Source organism: Xanthomonas campestris pv. campestris str. ATCC 33913, assembly GCF_000007145.1.
In the GTDB taxonomy this organism is placed as follows: domain Bacteria; phylum Pseudomonadota; class Gammaproteobacteria; order Xanthomonadales; family Xanthomonadaceae; genus Xanthomonas; species Xanthomonas campestris.
In genome coordinates this window covers 3,162,889-3,180,327 of sequence record NC_003902.1, presented here as the reverse complement: position 1 = coordinate 3,180,327, position 17,439 = coordinate 3,162,889, and the positions used below count along the sequence as shown (strand labels likewise).

Annotated in this window: 13 protein-coding genes and 2 pseudogenes; 8 read left to right on the top strand and 7 right to left on the bottom strand. The window is 65.5% G+C overall.

The window, feature by feature from the left end:
* The first annotated feature begins 10 nt into the window (after positions 1 to 10).
* From XCC_RS13900 to XCC_RS13885, 4 genes are all read left to right on the top strand, one after another.
* A complete protein-coding gene (locus XCC_RS13900) occupies positions 11 to 3,145 on the top strand; it encodes an efflux RND transporter permease subunit (protein WP_011037812.1) in 3,135 nt (1,044 codons plus the stop codon).
* Between the two features lies 1 nt (position 3,146).
* Entirely contained in the window at positions 3,147 to 4,640 is a 1,494-nt protein-coding gene (locus XCC_RS13895) for an efflux transporter outer membrane subunit (RefSeq protein WP_011037811.1), read from the top strand.
* Positions 4,641 to 4,665: 25 nt separating this feature from the next.
* Entirely contained in the window at positions 4,666 to 5,355 is a 690-nt protein-coding gene (locus XCC_RS13890; RefSeq protein WP_011037810.1) for a TetR/AcrR family transcriptional regulator, read from the top strand.
* Between the two features lie 271 nt (positions 5,356 to 5,626).
* A complete protein-coding gene (locus XCC_RS13885; RefSeq protein ID WP_011037809.1) occupies positions 5,627 to 6,610 on the top strand; it encodes an aldo/keto reductase in 984 nt (327 codons plus the stop codon).
* Between the two features lie 327 nt (positions 6,611 to 6,937).
* Here the strand turns inward: XCC_RS13885 and XCC_RS13880 are convergent, their stop codons facing one another.
* Positions 6,938 to 7,837 (bottom strand): LysR family transcriptional regulator, encoded by a 900-nt coding sequence (locus tag XCC_RS13880; protein ID WP_029628906.1) that lies wholly within the window; start codon positions 7,835 to 7,837, stop codon positions 6,938 to 6,940.
* Positions 7,838 to 8,018: 181 nt separating this feature from the next.
* On the opposite strand from XCC_RS13880, the gene XCC_RS13875 reads away from it, so the two are divergent.
* Positions 8,019 to 8,492 (top strand): (R)-mandelonitrile lyase, encoded by a 474-nt coding sequence (locus XCC_RS13875; protein ID WP_040940974.1) that lies wholly within the window; start codon positions 8,019 to 8,021, stop codon positions 8,490 to 8,492.
* A gap of 211 nt (positions 8,493 to 8,703) precedes the next feature.
* On the opposite strand, the gene XCC_RS13870 is transcribed toward XCC_RS13875, so the two are convergent.
* Positions 8,704 to 9,615, bottom strand: coding sequence for an AraC family transcriptional regulator (locus XCC_RS13870; RefSeq protein WP_011037806.1), 912 nt, complete (start codon positions 9,613 to 9,615; stop codon positions 8,704 to 8,706).
* A 221-nt stretch (positions 9,616 to 9,836) separates the two neighbouring features.
* Between XCC_RS13870 and XCC_RS13865 the strand changes: the two genes are divergently transcribed.
* Entirely contained in the window at positions 9,837 to 10,046 is a 210-nt protein-coding gene (locus XCC_RS13865) for a hypothetical protein (RefSeq protein ID WP_014508361.1), read from the top strand.
* A gap of 153 nt (positions 10,047 to 10,199) precedes the next feature.
* On the opposite strand, the gene XCC_RS22435 is transcribed toward XCC_RS13865, so the two are convergent.
* The 3 genes from XCC_RS22435 to XCC_RS13850 form a co-directional block, all read right to left on the bottom strand.
* A complete protein-coding gene (locus XCC_RS22435; protein ID WP_230428490.1) occupies positions 10,200 to 10,463 on the bottom strand; it encodes a hypothetical protein in 264 nt (87 codons plus the stop codon).
* Positions 10,464 to 10,791: 328 nt separating this feature from the next.
* Positions 10,792 to 12,495: a S8 family peptidase gene (locus tag XCC_RS13855; RefSeq protein ID WP_011037804.1), complete on the bottom strand. Its 1,704-nt coding sequence runs from the start codon at positions 12,493 to 12,495 to the stop codon at positions 10,792 to 10,794.
* A 753-nt stretch (positions 12,496 to 13,248) separates the two neighbouring features.
* A complete protein-coding gene (locus tag XCC_RS13850; RefSeq protein ID WP_011037803.1) occupies positions 13,249 to 14,181 on the bottom strand; it encodes a LysR family transcriptional regulator in 933 nt (310 codons plus the stop codon).
* A gap of 98 nt (positions 14,182 to 14,279) precedes the next feature.
* Between XCC_RS13850 and XCC_RS13845 the strand changes: the two genes are divergently transcribed.
* Positions 14,280 to 15,488: an MFS transporter gene (locus tag XCC_RS13845; RefSeq protein WP_011037802.1), complete on the top strand. Its 1,209-nt coding sequence runs from the start codon at positions 14,280 to 14,282 to the stop codon at positions 15,486 to 15,488.
* A gap of 24 nt (positions 15,489 to 15,512) precedes the next feature.
* A pseudogene (locus XCC_RS13840) lies at positions 15,513 to 15,874 on the top strand (aldo/keto reductase); the annotation flags it as partial.
* Here the strand turns inward: XCC_RS13840 and XCC_RS22685 are convergent.
* A pseudogene (locus XCC_RS22685) lies at positions 15,767 to 16,638 on the bottom strand (S8 family serine peptidase); the annotation flags it as partial. The pseudogenes XCC_RS13840 and XCC_RS22685 sit on opposite strands and share 108 nt — an antisense overlap.
* Before the next feature lie 179 nt (positions 16,639 to 16,817).
* Complete coding sequence (locus XCC_RS13830; protein ID WP_011037798.1) at positions 16,818 to 17,438, bottom strand: hypothetical protein; 621 nt, start codon at positions 17,436 to 17,438, stop codon at positions 16,818 to 16,820.
* Between the last annotated feature and the right edge of the window lies 1 nt (position 17,439).

The following is a 17,439-nucleotide window of genomic DNA, read 5'->3' as shown; positions in this document are numbered from 1 at the left end:
ACTCCAGCTCATGGCACGCTTCTTCATCGACCGCCCGATCTTCGCCTGGGTGCTGGCCATCATCGTGATGCTGGCCGGCATCCTGTCCATCGCCACCTTGCCGATCGCGCAATACCCCAGCATCGCGCCGCCCGCCGTGGCGATCACCGCCAACTATCCCGGCGCGTCTGCGCAGACCCTGGAAGACACCGTCACCCAGGTCATCGAGCAGAAGATGAAGGGCCTGGACAACCTCAGCTACATGGCCTCCACCAGCGAATCCAGCGGTGCGGTGACCATTACGCTGACCTTCGAAAACGGCACCGACCCGGACACCGCGCAGGTGCAGGTGCAGAACAAGTTGTCGCTGGCCACCGCGTTGTTGCCGCAAGAAGTGCAGCAGCAGGGCGTCACGGTCACCAAGTCGGCCACCAACTTCCTCAACGTGCTGGCCTTCACCTCCGAAGACGGCAGCATGAGCGATTCGGATCTGTCCGATTACGTTGCCGCCAACGTGCAGGAAACCATCAGCCGCGTGCAGGGTGTGGGCGACACCACGTTGTTCGGCTCGCAGTATTCGATGCGCATCTGGCTGGATCCGGACAAGCTCAACAACTTCAACCTCACCCCCGTGGATGTACGCGCCGCGATCCAGGCGCAAAACGCGCAGGTGTCGGCCGGCCAGCTTGGTGCGTTGCCGGCGGTGGCCAACCAGCAGCTCAATGCCACCATCACCGCGCAGACGCGGCTCAAGACAGCCGAAGAGTTCGAGAACATTTTGCTGCGTACCCGCACCGATGGTTCGCAGGTGCGTCTGCGCGATGTGGCGCGCATCGAGCTGGGCAGCGAGAGCTACAACACGGTGGGCCGCTACAACGGCAAGCCGGCCGCGGGGCTGGCGATCAAGCTGGCCACCGGGGCGAACGCGCTGGATACCGTGCGCGCCATCGACAAGAGCCTGGAAGAGCAGGAGAAGTTCTTCCCGCCCGGCATGAAGGTGCAAAAGCCCTACGACACCACACCGTTCGTGCGCATCTCCATCGAGCAGGTGGTGCATACGCTGGTCGAAGCGGTGGTGCTGGTGTTTTTGGTGATGTACCTGTTCTTGCAGAATTTCCGCGCCACGCTGATTCCCACCATCGCCGTGCCGGTGGTATTGCTGGGCACCTTTGGCGTGCTGGCGGTGTTCGGCTTCACCATCAATACGCTGACCATGTTCGCGATGGTGCTGGCGATCGGCTTGCTGGTGGATGACGCCATCGTGGTGGTGGAAAACGTCGAGCGGGTGATGGCCGAAGAGCAGCTCTCGCCCAAGGAGGCCACGCGCAAATCGATGGACCAGATCACCGGCGCACTGGTGGGCGTGGCCTTGGTGCTGGCCGCGGTGTTCGTGCCGATGGCGTTTTTTGGCGGTTCCACCGGTGTGATCTACCGGCAGTTCTCGATCACGATTGTCTCTGCGATGACGTTGTCGGTGCTGGTGGCAATGGTGCTGACGCCGGCGCTGTGCGCCACCTTGCTCAAGCCCGGTCATGGCATGGCCACCACCGGGTTCTTCGGCTGGTTCAACCGGGTGTTCGACCGCAGTAATGGCCGCTACCAGGGCGTGGTGCGGCACATGCTCGGCAAGGGCTGGCGCTACATGATTGCGTATGTGGTGATCGTGGCGCTGGTGGTGGTGGGCTTCATGAAAACGCCGGTGGGCTTCTTGCCGGACGAAGACCAGGGCACCTTGTTCGTGCTGGTGCAGTTGCCGCCCGGTGCCACCGACGCGCGCACCGGTGCGGTGCTCAAGCAGGTGGAACATCACTTCCTGGTCGACCAGAAGGACTCGGTGGCCGGCATCTTTGCGGTTTCCGGTTTCAGCTTTGCCGGTACCGGGCAGAACGTGGGCTTTGCCTTCGTCAAGCTGCGGCCATGGGACGAGCGCACCGGCAAGGGCCAGAGCGTGACCGATGTGGCGGCCAAGGCGGGCGCGTTCTTCGCCACCTTGCGCGATGCGCAGGTGTTTGCGGTGGCGCCGCCGGCCGTGTCGGAATTGGGCAACGCCACCGGCTTCGATCTGATGCTTCAGGACCGCGCCAACCTGGGGCATGCCGCGCTGATGCAGGCACGCAACCAGTTGCTGGCCGAGCTTTCGCAGGACAAGCGGCTGGTGGCGGTGCGTCCCAACGGGCAGGAAGACACGCCGGAGTTCAAGCTGGAGATCGACCCGCACAAGGCCGAAGCGATGGGGGTGTCGATTGCCGACATCAACAACACTTTCTCCAGCGCGTGGGGCAGTACCTATGTCAACGACTTCATCGACAAGGGCCGCGTCAAGAAAGTGATGCTGCAGGCCGATGCGCCGTACCGCATGAACCCGCAGGACATCGACCGCTGGTTCGTGCGTAACAGCGCCGGCACGATGGTGCCGTTCAACGCCTTCGCCACCGCACGCTGGACCCAGGGCTCGCCACGTCTGGAGCGCTACAACAGCCTGCCGTCGGTGGAGATTCTGGGCATGGCGCTGCCAGGTGCGGCGTCCAGCGGCCAGGCGATGCAGATCGTGGAGGCGGCAGCGGCCAAGTTGCCGGCCGGCATTGGCTTCGAGTGGACCGGGTTGTCGCGGCAGGAAAAAGCCTCGACCGGGCAGACCGGGTTGTTGTACGGGTTGTCGATCCTGATCGTGTTCCTGTGTCTGGCCGCGTTGTATGAGAGCTGGTCGATTCCGTTCTCGGTGATTCTGGTGGTGCCGTTGGGCGTGTTCGGCACGCTGGTGGCCGCCGTGCTGACCTGGAAAATGAACGATGTGTACTTCCAGGTGGGCCTGCTCACCACCATTGGCCTTGCCTCGAAGAACGCGATCCTGATCGTGGAGTTCGCCAAGGAATTGCACGAAGGCGGCAAGAGCCTGGTGGCGGCGGCGCTGGAAGCGGCGCGTATGCGCTTGCGGCCGATTCTGATGACATCGCTGGCCTTCATCCTGGGTGTGGTGCCGCTGGTGCTGACCAGTGGCGCGGGCGCCGGCGCGCAGCACGCGCTGGGCACTGCGGTGATCGGCGGCATGATCTCCGGCACGGTGCTGGCCATCTTCTTCGTGCCGTTGTTCTTCGTACTGGTGCGTGGGCTGTTCGAACGCCGCGCGCAGCCTGATGCCTCCGTTCCGCAACATGCAGGGCACTGACATGACACCGATCCGAATGACGCTTGCCGCACTCGCGGTGACCAGCGTGTTGTCTGGCTGCACGCTGATGCCGCGTTATGCGCGGCCCGACGCACCGGTGCCGGCGCAGTTTGCCGGTGCCACCGCGGCGGCGACCGTTGCCAGCGAAGCGGCAGCGAGCGCAGAAACTCCCGTCATCGCCGATATCGGCTGGCGGGAGGTGTTCACCGACCCGGCGCTGCAACAGGTGATCCAGCTGGCGCTGGACAATAACCGCGACCTGCGTGTGGCCGCGCTCAATATCGAAGTGGCACGCGCGCAATACCGGGTGGAGCGTGCAGCGCTGGTGCCCGGCGTGGATGCCACCGGCACTGCCAACAACGCGCGTACCCCGAGCGAACTGGCGGTGCCCGGGCAGCCGCCGGTGTTCCGCACCTACAGCGCCAATGTGGGCGTGAGCGCGTACGAGCTGGATTTGTTCGGGCGCGTGCGCAGCCTCAAGGAACAGGCGCTGCAGCAATTTCTCTCCACTGCCGAAGCCCGCCGTAGCACGCACATCAGTCTGGTCGCCGATGTGGCCACCGCGTATCTCACCCTGGCCGCTGACCAGGAGCTGCTGCAGCTAGCGCAATCCACGCTGACCAGCCAAAGCGACAGCTACCGCTTGCAGCAGCGCAGTTTCGAGCTGGGCGTGGCCTCGCAGCTCACCTTGCGGCAGGCACAGACCACCGTGGAAAGCGCGCGTGTGGATGTGGAGCGTTACACCGCGCAGGTGGCGCAGGACCGCAACGCGTTGGTGCTGCTGGTCGGCACCCAGTTGCCGGAGAGTCTGTTGCCACGCGCGTTGCCCGATGGCGCAAGCGTGGAAGGCAATGTGCTGGCCGCCGTGCCGGCGGGCGTGCCGTCGCAGCTGTTGCAGCGTCGCCCGGACATCCTGGAGGCCGAGCGCAACCTGCGCGCGGCCAATGCCAACATCGGCGCGGCGCGCGCGGCGTTCTTTCCCAGCATCAGCTTGACCGCCACGCTGGGCTCGTCCAGCAGCAGTCTGTCCGGGCTGTTCGAGTCGGGCACGCGGGCCTGGAGTTTCGTGCCGCAGCTGACCTTGCCACTGTTCAATGCCGGGCGTAACCGCGCCAATCTGGACATGGCCAAGGCCAACCGCGACATTGAAGTGGCCCGCTACGAAAAGTCGATCCAGACTGCGTTCCGCGAGGTGTCCGATGCGCTCGCGCAGCGCGACACCCTGGGCCGCCAGCTGCAGGCACAGCAGGCCCTGGTGGATGCCACCGCAGACAGTTACCGGTTGTCGCAGGCGCGCTTCGAACGCGGGATCGACAGCTATCTGCAGGCGCTGGATGCGCAGCGCTCGCTGTATGGCGCGCAGCAGACCTTGATCACCACGCAGTTGTCGCGCATCACCAACCTGGTGACGTTCTACAAGGCGATGGGCGGCGGCTGGCTGCAGGCCGATGGGCCGGACGTGGCCGCCGCCGACACGGCGTCGCCCCGTGGCTGATACGGCCCCGGCGCAAGGCCCGGCCTTGCCGGCGCCGGGCCGGCGCGTGCCGCATGCCAAGCGTGGCGCGACCCTGGCCGCCGCGCAGCAGTTGTTTACACAGCAGGGCTTCGAGCGCACCAGCATGGACCGCATCGCCGAAGACGCGGGCGTGTCCAAGGCGACGGTGTATGCGTACTTCGCGTCCAAGGAGGTGCTGTTCCGCACCACGTTGGAAGCGATGGCGCATGCGGCGTCCAATCGCTGGGATGGTCTGCTGACGTTGCCCGGGCCGGTGGCGCAACGCTTGGCGGCGGTTGCCAGTGTGCTGCTGCAGGTCTGGACCAATGCGGCGCGGCAGGATGCCGCCTACGGACTGGTGCGGCCGCCGTCGCTGCCCAGCCAGATCCGCGAAGAAATGTGGACGCTGTGCTTCGAACGCTACGACAGCACGATGCGTGCGCTGCTGGCACGCGAAGTGGCGCAGGGCGCCTTGGTCATCGACAACCTGCCCGACGCCTCGGTGCAGTTCTTCGGGCTGATCACGGCAGTGCCGACCGAGGTGCCAGCGCCTGGCATGCCACCGGATGCAGCCCCAGCGCAGCGCTACATCGATGGCGCGGTGGCAGCGTTCTTGCGCGCGTATCGCCCGGTGCCAGCGGCGCCCGCAGCGACCGGCAGGCGAACGCCGCGCGCGCCGGCATCGCGCGCGGAGAGTGACGACGCACATTCATGAGCATGCGCGCCGTGCGCTGCACTCCGCGCGGTATGCCGGCTGACGTGTGCGCTTGGTGCCGTCCAATCCGCGTGTGCGCTGGCGAGCAACGCGGTGCCGCCGCAGGGCATGAGCGAACGCCACGCGGGCCGGCATTGATGATGCGCACTCATCACCGTGTGCGCGCCGCGCACTGCAATCCACCCGGCCTTGGCGGCTAACGTGTGCGCTCGGCGCTGCCACCTCACGTGGGACGCCATCGATCGACGCGGCGCTGCCGCAGGAGCACACGATGCATACACGCACACTAGGGCGCAGCGGGCTGCGGGTCTCCGCACTTGGCCTGGGCTGCATGGGGTTGAGCTACGGCTACGGGCCGGCCACCGAGCGCAAACAGGCGGTGGCACTGCTGCACGCCGCGGTGGAGCAGGGCGTGACCTTGTTCGACACCGCAGAGGCGTACGGGCCGATCGCCAATGAGGAATTGCTGGGTGAGGCGCTTGCGCCGTACGGCGCGCAGGTGGTGGTTGCCACCAAGTTCGGCTTTCGCGATGGACATGCCGATGCCGGTCTGGACAGCCGGCCCGCGCGTATCCGCGCAGTGGCCGAGGCCAGCCTGCTGCGGTTGAAGCGCGAGCGTATCGATCTGTTCTATCAGCACCGCGTGGATCCCGCGGTGCCGATCGAGGAAGTGGCCGGCACGGTCAAGGATTTGATCGCCGAAGGCAAGGTGGGCCATTTCGGCCTGTCCGAAGCCAGCGCGGACACCATCCGCCGCGCGCATGCGGTGCAACCGGTGGCCGCGGTGCAAAGCGAATACTCGCTGTGGTGGCGCGAACCGGAAGCCAGCGTGCTGCCCACGCTGGAAGAACTGGGGATTGGCTTCGTGCCGTTCAGTCCGCTCGGCAAGGCATTTCTGACAGGCGCGATCCAGCCCGACACGCAATTCGACCAGAGCGACTTCCGTAACAGCGTGCCGCGCTTTGCCGCGGAGGCGCGCCGTGCCAATCAGGCGCTGGTGCAACGCCTGCAAGCCATCGCGGACGACAAGGGCGCGACGCCGGCACAGGTGGCGCTGGCCTGGCTATTGTCGCGCAAGCCCTGGATCGTGCCGATTCCTGGCACCACCAAGCGTCATCGCCTGGACGAAAACATCGGCGGTGCTGCGCTCGTCTTGAGCAGCGACGAGCTGGCACGTATTCAACAGGCACTCGATGCGGTGGAGATTGTCGGTGAGCGCTACAGCCCGGAGCGGCAGAAGCTGGTGGGGAAGTGAGCACGGCGGTGTAACCGCAGTGACGGTATCTGCAAGAGATGTGTCGTAGGAGCGCGCTCGCGCGCGATGGGGCGTTACCGATAACGCTTCATCGCGCGCAAGCGCGCTCCTACCAAGCTTGGTGAAGTCAGGGACGGTGCTGTCTCGTTTCCACATGGGGAACACAGCAGGTCACTGCCGCGAACAGTTGTAGTCGATGGACGGACACATGCTTCCCAACGCAACGCGACATAGCGGCAGTACTGCAGGTCCCGTAGGAGCGCGCTTGCGCGCGATGTGGCGTTACCGATAAAACTCCATCGCGCGCAAGCGCGCTCCTACGATGGGCTACCGCACCAGGTCATGCCGCAGCGCGTCGATCACCACCTTGAGCGCGGCGGAAGACTGGCGCCGGCTCGGGTAATAGGCGTAATAGCCATCGAACGGGTCGCACCAGTCGTCCAGCACGCGGCGCAGGCGGCCGGCGGCGATGTGGTCCAGCACCATGGTTTCCGGCAGGAAGGCCAGGCCCGCGCCGGCCAGTGCCGCGCGCAACATGGCGCTGCTGCCGTTGAAGGTCCATTGCCCGTCCACGCGCACTTTCTGCTCGCGTCCGTCTTTTTCGAAATCCCACGGCAGCAGGCCGCCATGCGTGGGCAGGCGCAAGCCGATGCAGTTGTGCTGCGCCAGCTCGGCCGGCACTGCGGGAATGGTGTGATGCACGAAGTAGCTGGGCGCCGCCACCACCGCCATGCGCTGGCGTGGGCTGATCGGCACCGCGATCATGTCCTTGGCCACCTGGTCGCCGAGCCGGACGCCGATGTCGTAGCGCTCGGCCACGATGTCGGCCAGGCCGTAATCGACGGTGATTTCCACCTTGAGGTCGGGGTAGTCGGGCAGCACCTTCGACAACGCAGGCCACAGATACGCATCGGCGGCGTGGCCGGCGGTGGTGATGCGGATGGTGCCGGCAGGCTTGTCGCGAAACGCAGTCAGTGCCGACAACTCCTGGTCGATCTCCTCAAGCCGTGGCGCCACCGTGTCAAACAAACGCATGCCCGCCTCGGTCATCGAGACGCTGCGCGTGGTGCGGGTGAGCAGGCGAATCCCCAGCCGGGTTTCCAGCGCACGCACGGTATGGCTCAGCGCCGATTGCGAGACTCCCAGCTGCGCTGCGGCGCGCGTGAAGCTGCCTTCGCGTGCCACGGTGACAAACACCTGCAGGTCATTGAGGTTTTCCCGAGCCATGCTTGCCGACACCACACATCAAACATGAAATCCATGCCGCTGCATCATGCGCGATGGCGCCTCCCGGCTTCAATCAAGATGCATTGATGCGCTGTGTTTCTAGGAGCATGCGGCCCCAGGTGGGCAGTTGCGCCGCACCTGCGCGCTACAGTGGCTGCACTTTGTAGCGAGGAGCACGTCAATGAGCCTGTTTGCCACCGCCATGTCCTTGTCGATGATGGCCGCCGCCGGTCCCGGTGCCGACGAGCACGCGCCGATCAAGGTCACCAAAGCCGGCAGCGCTGCCTCTGCCGCCGGCCCGGCCAGCTATTTCACCGGCACCGTGCGCATCGATGCGCCATTCCAGAGCGATGCGCCCGCACGCGTGGGCGGTGCCACGGTGACCTTCGAGCCGGGCGCGCGCACTGCCTGGCATACCCATCCGCTGGGCCAGACGCTCATCGTCACCGCCGGTGCCGGGCGCGTGCAGGAGTGGGGCAAGCCTGCGCAGGAGATCCGCCCCGGCGACATCGTGTGGATTCCGCCGGGCGTCAAGCACTGGCATGGCGCCAACGCGACGGTGGCGATGAGCCATATCGCCATCGCCGAGGCGGTGGATGGCTCGCCGGTGACCTGGCTGGAGCAGGTCAGCGACGCGCAGTATCAGGGCAACTGAGCAGGTGTGCTGGCGGCTGGTGTGGGCGCACGCAGGTGGCATCCGCACGCACCAGAGTGCCGCGTAACGCTGCGTTGTTCAGTGGCAGATCGCTGCGCGCGCGCTCAGCTGGCAGCCGCACACACCAGAGTGTTGCGTCACGCCGTGTTGGTGAGTGATCACTGCGCGCGTGCACCACGCCCACCGGCCGCTGTCGAGGCGGCCCACGCCGTCACGCCACTTCGATCGCGTCCTGCCGGCTGGCACGCAATTGTTGTGCATCGCGTGCGGGCGGCGTGCCGAGGATGCGGGCGTAGTCGCGACTGAACTGCGATGCGCTTTCGTAGCCGACACGGAAACCGGCGTCGGCGGCACTGAGTGCCTCGGCCACCATCAGCCGGCGTGCTTCCTGCACGCGTAGGTGCGAGCGAAATTCCAGCGGCGTCATCGAGGTGACTGCCTTGAAATGGGTGTGGAAGGTGGAGCGGCTCATTGCCGACAGATCTGCGATCTGCTCGATGCTGAAACGCTCCGCGTAGTGCGCACGCAGCCAGGCAATGGCCCTGGAAATCTGGTTGAGGCGGCTGTCGGCAATGGCCATCTGGCGCACGATGGCATTGCCCGGTTCGGCCATCAGCCGGTACAGCAATTCGCGCAGTACCAGCGGCGCCAGCGCGTCGATGTCGCGCGGCTGGTCGAGCAGGCGCGCCAGCCGCAAGGCGGCGTCGTGCAACTCCGGCGTGCTGCGATTGAGCAACAGTCCGGACGCTGGCGTGTCGCCAGCCTGCTCGGCCAGGGCCGGGTAACGGATCGCAAGGTCGCTGAGCACGGCCACGTCCAGATCCAGGCAAAAACACAGATACGGCTGGGCCGGGCTCGCTTCGATCACCGAGCCGATGATCGGCAGGTCCACAGAGGCCACCAGATACATCGCCGGATGGTAGTGATACGCGGTGGTACCGAGCATGGCCTGCTTGTGCCCCTGCGCGACCAGGCACAGGGTGGGCGTGTACACCGTGGGGATGGAGTAGGTGGGCGCGGAGCAGCGCATCAGCCGCAGCCCGGGCACGGCCGTGCTGAAGGTGCCATCGGTCGGCGCATGACGTTGCAGCACGTCGATCAGATGGGCGATGGAAGAGGCCATGTGGAACGCTCGTGCGGGGTGTGTGCGGCCGCGCCGCGGTGGCGCGATCGTACAAGAGCGGGTGTTAGGCGCGCAGCAGCGGCGGGTATTGCTACCCTGCGTAGTGCGGTCTGCCGGACCTGGCAACCGCAGCCAAGCGGCAGTGCACGCGGCGTACAGCACTGATCGCGCGCTCACACGCAGCCCGTATCATGCGGCGCATCCCTGGTGCCCGTCCCCTCATGGCCGCAAAGCGTTCACTCCCCGCAGATCCCGCAACCCCTGCCGACTGGAAAGCGATCGAGCTGGCGGCAACGGCCGAGCTCGCACGGCGCACCCAACTGGCGCACCAGCAGATCCTTGGCCTGTTGCACACGCATGGGCATTTGCTCAGCGAGGTGCAGCGGCGCGGGTTGCGCAAGCGCCTGTACCGCACGAGTACGCTTAAGTGAACTGGATCGTCGGCAAACGCGTGTTCCCCTGAAGGACGAACACGGAGATCGCAGCGGGCGACGCATGATCGGGCCGGTTAACTCCTCCGTCAGTCGTGCCCGGTACATCACCGCCACCGTGTGAATCGTTCCACACGGTGGCGGCGGCTAGCACTAGCGCAGGCGTGGGACTGCCTGGATCACCTGAAGGACAACGTCGTCAACGCCGCCGCCGCGCCTTACGGTTGGTAGCGCTGCGAGTGCTTCCGGGACCGAACGATAGCCGATCACGCCCGTGCCATCCTGTGATGCTGCCAAGACAGCACCATTGGTTTGCCGCGCCAAGCGAACGATGGCATCGGCATCGCCGGCATACACCTGCAGGCGTGGTGACGCCACCACTGGCTGGCCGTTGCGCTGATTGATTGCCACCATCAACGACGGCTCCTCCACGTCGCCGACGGGCGTGGTACGCGGTGAGCGCGGTGAGTTGCCGCTGGAGATGACATACGGGCCAATGTGCTGCAGCGTTACGCCGGCAGCGGCAGTGGTGCTACGGCGCATTGCAGGCACATCTGCGCGGGGCGGCGGCGTTGTATTGCGTAGCACTCTGGCGTTGGGTACCAACCTGAAGTTGGTATCGCCGATGGTGAAGCCTTGCCCGGTTGCGGCACGCTGCAATGCGAGCCGGTCGGTGTCTTGCGCAGAGGCCGGCATGCTGGCAAGCGCGCAAAGGATGAGGGTCGTACCGAGAGCGAGGTTCATGTCAATGTCCCCGGATGCGCAGTTTGAAGCCCGTCAGTTGGGCGGGAACGTCCGAGCCGGTCATGTCGGTGACTTCCAGCGTCCAGGTGCCGGCAACGTTTTCGTCTAGGAAGGCATTGCTGGTCGAAAGCGGTATCTCAAAGCCGGCCCCCTGCGTGATCGTATCCAAGGCCTGGAAGGGAGTGAGCACGTAGCTGCGGGTGCCACTCGGCGAGATCAGCACTACCCGGAGATTGCTCGGTGTCTTGTGGGTGGTCTGCATCGACCACTGCACGGTGTCGATCTTGAGCGTGTCCCCGAGCCGCAACCGCAAGGTTGCCGCGGCATTTGGTCCGCCAATCGTCGATGTGCCTGCGCGTGCCGCTTTCCAGCCCAGATCGCGCTGGGGCGGAAGCGGCTGGAACCCATAGGCGCGATAGACCGCTTCGGCAGCGTCCACCAGGCCGAAACCGTACCAGTTGCTAAATGCATGGCCGGCCGCATTGGTGATCCAGCCCGGCTCGATCACGCTGCCTTGGTAGCGGATCACCTGCTGCGCAGGATCGATCTGGCGCGCGCTTGTTGCCAGGATGTACTTAAGGTCGCGCGCGGTGAGCGACGGATTGGCCTGCACGATCAGCGCAACCACCCCAGCAACCGTGGGTGCCGCTGCGGAGGTGCCGTTCATTGCCGCGGAGTAGTTGCAAGAGGCGTCGATCGGTGAGCTGCTTGAAGCCAATGCATTGATCGGCGGCTGGCCGGCGATGTCCCTGTTGTCACCGACGGCGCAGCCAGTCAGGTCGGTGGTGACGATGGCGGGATCGAACAACGCGGGCCGCGGCCGGTCGCCAAAGTAGCGGCGTTGCAGCCCGAACTCCCCGCCGAAGCCGGTGACCCATAGCGCCGCGCCGGCTGAAGAGTAGGACGAGCGCAGGCCGCGTGCATTGACTGCGCCCGTCGCGATGATCAGGGGTTGGTTACTCAACGGATCGGTAGCCGGCGTGGAGCAAGTGACTCCCAAGGTGCGGGCCAGCACAGGGCATCGCTCCACCCAGTTCCCCTGGTCGTCGAGAACCGTAAAACTATCGAACGTGTTCCCTGCTGCCTGGACATACAGACCCCCCTTGCCGTTTCTTGCTCGACGCATCAAGCGGTCAAGCGAGCGCTCTGCTGCTGGAGAGATTGTCGGGTAGTACGTCAGATCTGAGCCAAAGCTGTTATTGAATACATCCACATCCCGGGATTGCACCGAATCGCCCCAGGAGGCGCGTAGATTGGTATCGAAGTCGGTCGGGCTTTCTTCTGAGGAAAGGATGTTGAAACCTTTCAGGCGCGCATCGGGCGCAACGCCGCGACCACCAAGCCCGTTCCAGCCCACTGCCGCCATGATCCCGCCAACCATCGTGCCGTGGGAAGCGCCGTTGCGTGGCGTTGGATCATTCGATCCATCGACAAAGTTCTTGGAACCGCCGGGCACCACGTTGGCAACAAGATCCGGGTGGCGTAGTTCGAGTGCGTCGTCCACGACGGCGACGGTTACGCCTTGTCCACGCAGCCCCAACGTATGCAGCGGGCCCACATTCAGATCCGTTCCGGCGCGTGGCCGAGTGTCGGCAATGACCTCTTGCCCATCGTTGAGCAAATGCCATTGATAGCGGAAAAGCGGGTCACTTTCTTCTGGTGGCCTGGGTTGGGCGCGTGATGTTGCCGGGGTTTGCGCCAACACCCGGTGCCGAGGATGCCGCGCTACACAGCGCCAGCACGAGCGCGGAGAACAGCAATTGCCGTTGCGGAAAAGAAGTCATCAACAGAGTCCCATTTGGGTGCGAGCGGGAGATTTGCCGTAATCGACGGCGTAGCGCATGCAGGCGCTCGCAATGGCGCGCATGCGTCGTGCGTACACGGCCGCTATGGTCGTGTGTGATGCATCAAGGGCGTCGTGCGTCGTGCGCCGAGCGGGGAGTACTCGGGCGGTTAATGCGGGCTATCAGCGCAGATGTTGTGTGCGATATCGCAGTGGAACGGCGGCAGCGGACCACGCAATATCGCGGGGCCGGCGTGGCACGTACGGGTACATCAGGAGCGAAGGCATATCCATCTTCATCGAGTCCGGTCGGTATCTATCCATGCGCCCGGGTCATGCAACGACGCAGGCGATCCTGTGCAGCCGGCGAGCATTGGGAATGCTCGGCTCGGCGCGGTCGCGTGATCTGCAAGCGACTGGGCACAGATGTAACTGCAGCGATGCAGCACGACAAATCGCAGAACGCGGCGCCGGCTGTGATGCAGCAGCGATTTTTGCAGTGACATGTAGTTCTATGCGCAACTGCTGCGGATAACGGCACAGCATGTGCTTGCGATTGGGATTTTTTTGACGTGATCGATCCAAACAATCAATCGCAACGCGAAGTTATTCAGCGGCCGACGTAGGCTGAAGCGTGCTCTGAACCCAGGATACTGATGGCACGCTGCGGTGGCGTCACTCACCACCTCTTGCAGCACTAGGCAGTTCCCAGGGTGGCGTCTCGCCGAAGTGTTCGAGCAGAAAGTCCACAAACGCACGCACGCGGGGCGGCTGCAATTGCCGCGCCGGCATGACCGCGCTGATCTGCGAGGTGGGCGGCGGGTAGTCGGGCATCACTTCGACCAGGCGGCCGGCGCGCAGGTCCTCGGCAATGTGCCAGTACGAATGCACTGCGATGCCTTGCCCGGCGATCACCGCATCGCGCATCAGTTCGCCAAAATTGCTTTCGAAACGGCTCTGCATGCGCACCCGTACCTGTCCACCTTCCGGCGTTTGCAGGGTCCAGACATCCTGGCGCCCATCGCGGCCCATCAGCAGCACGCCGGCATGCTGGGCCAGCTCTTCGGGCGTGCGTGGCGTGCCGTGGCGCTGCAGGTAGGCGGGCGAGGCGCTGAGGGTGCGGCGGTTGGGAGCGATCCGCCTGGCCACCAACCCGGAATCTTCGAGCGGGCCGATCCGGATTGCCAGGTCGAAGCCTTGCTTGACCAGGTCGACCAGATCGTCGCTGAGATGCGCGCTGATGCGCAGGCGCGGATGCCGCGCCTGGAATTCAGGCAGCAGTGGCGAAATGTACTGCTGCCCGAACGAGGCCGACAGCGTGACCCGCAAGGTGCCGCCCACATCCTGTGCGCTCTCGCGCAGGTCGTCGGCCAGGGCGTCCAGGTCGTCCACCAGCACGCGGCCGCGTGCGGCCAGTTGCTGGCCCTCCGCGGTGGGATGCATGCGGCGGGTGGTTCGGTGCAGCAGGCGCACGCCAAGGTCGCGTTCCAGTCGCTTCAGGCGCTGGCTGGCCACCGCCACCGAGAGGTCCAGGCTGTGCGCGGCCGCGGTGATCGAGCCCAGGTCGAGCACGCGCAGGAACAGGGCGATGTCGCCAAGACGGTCCATGCATTATCAACTTTGCATTGAAAGTGAATCAGCATAACAGGGGTTTTTGCAGAGGATCACCCGGCGCAGGCTGTGCGCTGTTTCTTCGGGTTCCTGCCATGTCTGCTCCTGCTACGTCCCGCCTGCCGCCCGCACTGTTGGCCCTGACCATCGGTGCGTTCGGCATCGGCACCACCGAATTCGTGATCATGGGGTTGCTGCAGCAAGTGGCTGCCGACCTGGGCGTGTCGCTGACCGCGGCGGGCCTGTTGATCAGCGGCTACGCGCTGGGCGTGTTCGTGGGCGCGCCGGTACTCACGTTGGCCAGTGCCCGCTGGCCGCGCAAGGCCGTGCTGGTGGCGCTGATGCTGGTGTTCACGCTGGGCAATATTGCCTGTGCGCTGGCGCCGGACTACACCAGCCTGATGATCGCGCGGGTGCTGACCTCGCTGGCGCACGGCACCTTCTTCGGTGTTGGCGCGGTGGTGGCGACCTCGTTGGTCGCGCCCGAACGCCGCGCCTCGGCCATCTCGTTGATGTTCGCCGGCCTGACCGTGGCGACCCTGCTCGGCGTGCCGGCCGGTGCGTGGCTGGGCCTGCAGCTGGGCTGGCGCGCCACCTTCTGGGCGGTGGCGGTGATCGGCGTGCTGGCCACCGCTGCGGTGGCGCTGTGGGTGCCTGCCGCGGCTGGGGCCGCGCCGCCGGTGCCGTGGCGCCAGGAGGTGCGCGTGCTTGCGCGCGGCCAGGTGTTGCTGGCCCTGGCGATGACGGTGATGGGCTATGCCGGCGTGTTCGCGGTGTTCACCTATATCCAGCCGCTGCTGGTGCAGGTGACCGGCTTTGCGCAGGCGGCGGTGTCGCCGGTGCTGCTGGTGTTTGGCGTGGGCATGATCGTGGGCAACTTGCTGGGCGGGCGCCTGGCCGATCGCCGGCCGACCGCGACCTTGTTGGGCACGTTGGCTGCGCTGGTGGTGGTGCTGGGCGCCATGGGCCTGGTGCTGCACAGCAAGCCGGCCATGATCGCCTTTGTCGGCCTGCTCGGCGTGGCGGCGTTTGCCACGGTGGCGCCGCTGCAATTGCGCGTGCTCGAGCATGCCCACGGCGCCGGGCAGAACCTGGCCTCCAGCTTGAATATCGCCGCCTTCAATCTGGGCAATGCGCTCGGCGCCTGGCTGGGCGGGGTGGTGATCGCCTCCGGTGCCGGCCTGGTCGCCACGCCGTGGGTGGCGGCGGTACTCACAGCGCTCGGCTTGGGCATTGCGCTATGGAGCGTGCAGCTGCAGCGCCGCCAGGCCGCGCTGCCGGCCGGCTGCGTGCAAGGGCGCTGAAACATCCATCACCGCAGGTGCTGCATGGAAACGCGTTTTCTCGGTCGTTCCGGTTGCAAGGTGCCTGTGCTGGGATTCGGCGCCGGGACGTTTGGCGGTAAAGGCCCGCTGTTTTCGGCGTGGGGCGATACCGGTGTGGCGCAGGCGCAGCGCATGATCGGCCTGTGCCTGGAGGCGGGTGTGAATCTGTTCGACACCGCCGACGTGTATTCGGATGGTGCCTCCGAGGAGATCCTCGGCCAGGCCCTGCAGGGCGCCGCGAGCAGGTGATCCTGTCGACCAAGACCGGCCTGCGCCTGGGCGATGGGCCCAACGATGCCGGTGCCTCGCGCTTCCGCCTGCTGCGTGCGGTGGATGCCTCGCTGCGTCGCCTGCGTACCGACTACACCGTTCGCGCGCGCAGCGTCGCCGCAGGCATCGATCACATTTCCGTCCTGGTCGCGTCCGCGCAAATTGAGAAAGCTGTTGCCAGCCGATTTGACATAAATCGCACCGCGCCCACTGCGGGTGGACTGCATCAATGCATCCCACGATTGCTGGTCTTGCAGCGGGAAGTCCCGATAGAACGGGCCGATATTGCCCCAGGAAAAGTTGAACACGTCCAGGGGCCTTGACTGGGGCCCGTCTCCCCAGGCGTAACGAATGCCCGCGTCTGTCACCGAAGATGCTTCGCCAAACGCAAACCCCGCAGGCGAGGCCTCGGTGCAATACCGCGCCCGCCGCGCCCGTTCCAACCAACCGCGGCGACGATACCTGCGACTTACGTGCCGTGATCGTAGCCCGGCCCTGAGGGCGTGGGATCAGTCGAGCCATCCATGAAATTGTACGAGCCGTTCGGGATGGCATTCGCCGCCAGGTCTTCATGGCTGATCTCCAGACCGCTATCCACCACGCCGATGCGCACGTGTTTGCCGCGGATACCTGGCGCGTGGAGGATGTCCACATCCATGTCCACGCCTGCAACCGGGTGGCTGTCGCCGATGACCGCCTGGCCCTGGATCAACACGTGCCACTGGTAACGCAGTAGTGGATCGCCTGCCACGCCGCTGGCCGTGTTACCAGGTGGGGCTGCGTGTGCTGCAAAAGCTGCCAAAGCGATCAGCGTTGTACTCATTGATATTGCAAGATGTCGTCTACCAAATAAGGTCATTGCAATGATCTCCAACTGGAAGCGGAATGGCCTTGACAGGTGGTGTTAGCCGTGGGCGCGCGTGCTACACACGGCCGCTGACATCGCGCGTCGCACCTGTCAGGCAGGCCAGATCGAACAGCGCAGCCTGTGCACCCGAAAGTGCTGGCCGCCGGCATCAGCCGGCAGCCAGCCTGCGCTCACATCGGTTGCATGATCGATTGCGCCACCACGAGCGAGAGCTGCGCGCCGCCACTGTTGGCCTGCAGGCGAGCCAGCGCCTGTTCCGCCTTTTCTACCGAGGAATAGGCGATTACCGCGCTGTTATCCACGGTCGATGTATAGACGATGGTGCCCCCGGAGGTGCGCGCCAGCGAGGTGGCGTGAGCTGGTGTGGTGCCGGCGAGTTTCAGCTGTGGCCTCACCAGCACCACGCGCCCATTGCGCTCGTTCACTGCTGCGGCGAGCGGCCGCTCCGTGCCGGAGGCTGATCGCGACCCGCTGCGCGCAGCGCCGGCCGGCGTGTCCAGGACCACCGCATAAGGGCCGATCCGCGCGGCCACCGTTCCAGTGGGCCGCGCCGCAATGGGGGTAGCACGATTTCTCGCAGCCGGCGATGCCGCGCCATCTGCAAACTCGGCCGGTAGCGGGTCAAGCACCACCGTTCCCGGCAGCATGCGGTAGGTGTCCGGACCGGAGGTAAAACGTTCGCCGGTTGCCGCGGCACCGAGCGCCTGCGCGTCCATGAACTGCGCGGCCTGCGTGATGCCGCACGCACCGAAGGAAACGAGGAGTGCAGAAAGAACAAGCGTGGTCTTCATG

What these genes read in the sequence shown, in the direction of transcription:
- XCC_RS13865 (WP_014508361.1), top strand. Translation starts at nt 9,837, where the DNA reads ATGGCCGCAAAGCGTTCACTCCCCGCAGATCCCGCAACCCCTGCCGAC.
- XCC_RS13870 (WP_011037806.1), bottom strand. Translation starts at nt 9,615, where the DNA reads ATGGCCTCTTCCATCGCCCATCTGATCGACGTGCTGCAACGTCATGCG.
- XCC_RS13895 (WP_011037811.1), top strand. Translation starts at nt 3,147, where the DNA reads ATGACACCGATCCGAATGACGCTTGCCGCACTCGCGGTGACCAGCGTG.
- XCC_RS13900 (WP_011037812.1), top strand. Translation starts at nt 11, where the DNA reads ATGGCACGCTTCTTCATCGACCGCCCGATCTTCGCCTGGGTGCTGGCC.
- XCC_RS13850 (WP_011037803.1), bottom strand. Translation starts at nt 14,181, where the DNA reads ATGGACCGTCTTGGCGACATCGCCCTGTTCCTGCGCGTGCTCGACCTG.
- XCC_RS13885 (WP_011037809.1), top strand. Translation starts at nt 5,627, where the DNA reads ATGCATACACGCACACTAGGGCGCAGCGGGCTGCGGGTCTCCGCACTT.
- XCC_RS13880 (WP_029628906.1), bottom strand. Translation starts at nt 7,837, where the DNA reads ATGGCTCGGGAAAACCTCAATGACCTGCAGGTGTTTGTCACCGTGGCA.
- XCC_RS13875 (WP_040940974.1), top strand. Translation starts at nt 8,019, where the DNA reads ATGAGCCTGTTTGCCACCGCCATGTCCTTGTCGATGATGGCCGCCGCC.
- XCC_RS13830 (WP_011037798.1), bottom strand. Translation starts at nt 17,438, where the DNA reads ATGAAGACCACGCTTGTTCTTTCTGCACTCCTCGTTTCCTTCGGTGCG.
- XCC_RS13845 (WP_011037802.1), top strand. Translation starts at nt 14,280, where the DNA reads ATGTCTGCTCCTGCTACGTCCCGCCTGCCGCCCGCACTGTTGGCCCTG.